Genomic DNA, 1,592 nt, shown 5'->3' on the forward strand with positions numbered 1-1,592 from the left:
TGATTATTACTATCTAATTCCATTGTTTTATCTCCTTATTATTATTTACTACTGACTCTATTATATAACATCTTTTTATGAAAATCAAAAATAACCTAACGGTAGGCTTACATCCTCCACCTCCTACGGTGAGGAAGAGGAATTTCGCCTTATTAGGTTAAAACTACATAGACATCCTAATGGAGAGCAAATATTTGTATTTTTAAAAGGAAAAGGTGTCATGAATTTAGAAAATAAAAAACATGATGTATCCGCTGGAGATACTGTATTCATCAAAGCTGGTGAATGGCATGGAATTACTAATGGTAATGATGATGAAATGATAGCAATTCAAATTACTAAGGTTAATGCAGGAGCAGAGTTTAAATAAAAAGAAGTGGGAGTAATTAAAATTAATTACCCCACTTCTTTTTATTTCATTAATATAAACAAATCCCTATTGTACCTGGACCTGCATGTGATCCTATACTTGGCCCTATTTCTATTTTTACCATACTATCTATTCCAAACTCATTTTGAACTGCTACTTCTAATTTCTTTAAATCCTCTCTATTACTTCCTTCTCCTATAGCTATGCTTCTGTTAGTTGAATCAACGTTACATCTAGATTTAGCTAGTTCTCTAAGCTTTTCTATTACATGCTTTTTACCTCTTACTTTAGCTACATTAGTTAATTCTCCATCTTTTACTTCTAGTATTGGTTTTATATTTAGCATAGATCCTACAGCTGCCTTAGTGTTTGATATTCTGCCACCTTTTTTAAGATATTCTAACGTATCTACTGCAAAAAAAACATGTACATTTTCTCTCATTTTTTCTAACTTTTTAACTATATTCTCTACAGTACAACCTTGTTTTGCTAATTCACAAGCTTTTACTACTTGTACTCCACATCCATAAGATAAGTTCAAACTATCAAATAAAGTTATCTTTCCTTTGAGTTCATTCTTTGCCATCATTGCAGATTGATATGTTCCTGTTACTTTTGATGAACCTGATATATATAATATTTCTTTTCCTTCATTTATATATCTTTTAAAAGTTTGCTCAAATTGACCATATGTTGCTTGTGATGTTTTAGGCATATCTTTGGTTTCTTTTAATTTTTTATAAAATTCTTCATTGGATATATTCACTCCATCTTTGTAATCTGTTTCATCTATTCTTATTGTTAATGGAATTACTTCTATACTATATTTCTCTATTGTATTTTTAGGTATATCCGCTAAACTATCACATATTATTTGTAAATTATTCATTTTTTTTTCACCTCTAATTTAAGTTATAACCTTGGTTTCAATTTATAATATATAATATTACACCTATCTTAATATATTGTAAATGTAAATTCATTTATAGAAACCATTACCTTATCTAATGATATTAAACCTATAAATAAGTTATAAAATACAAATATATTACATATACTGTATGGACATAAAGTGACCGAATTAATAAAATTATTAGAGGTAAAACATTTTTAGGATTTATCAAAAATATAAGAAGCTATGTTTTTAATCATAGCTTCTTTATAAATATAATCTACATTTAGTTTTTAGTTAAATATTGTGTACCCACTTTTTACTTTTACA

The 1,592-nt window shown here is 27.4% G+C and carries 1 protein-coding gene and 1 pseudogene; one reads left to right on the forward strand and one right to left on the reverse strand.

Features of this window, described 5'->3' with window-relative positions; translation table 11 throughout:
• Positions 1 to 136: 136 nt before the first annotated feature.
• Positions 137 to 370, forward strand: a pseudogene (locus tag ACRC03_RS09220) (cupin domain-containing protein); the annotation flags it as partial.
• 49 nt (positions 371 to 419) lie between these two features.
• Here the strand turns inward: ACRC03_RS09220 and ACRC03_RS09225 are convergent.
• Positions 420 to 1,259 (reverse strand): DegV family protein, encoded by an 840-nt coding sequence (locus ACRC03_RS09225; RefSeq protein ID WP_438652274.1) that lies wholly within the window; start codon positions 1,257 to 1,259, stop codon positions 420 to 422.
• Positions 1,260 to 1,592: the final 333 nt, after the last annotated feature.

The sequence above is a fragment of the Romboutsia sp. genome (assembly GCF_051659545.1).
In the GTDB taxonomy this organism is placed as follows: Bacteria; Bacillota; Clostridia; order Peptostreptococcales; family Peptostreptococcaceae; genus JBOFOR01.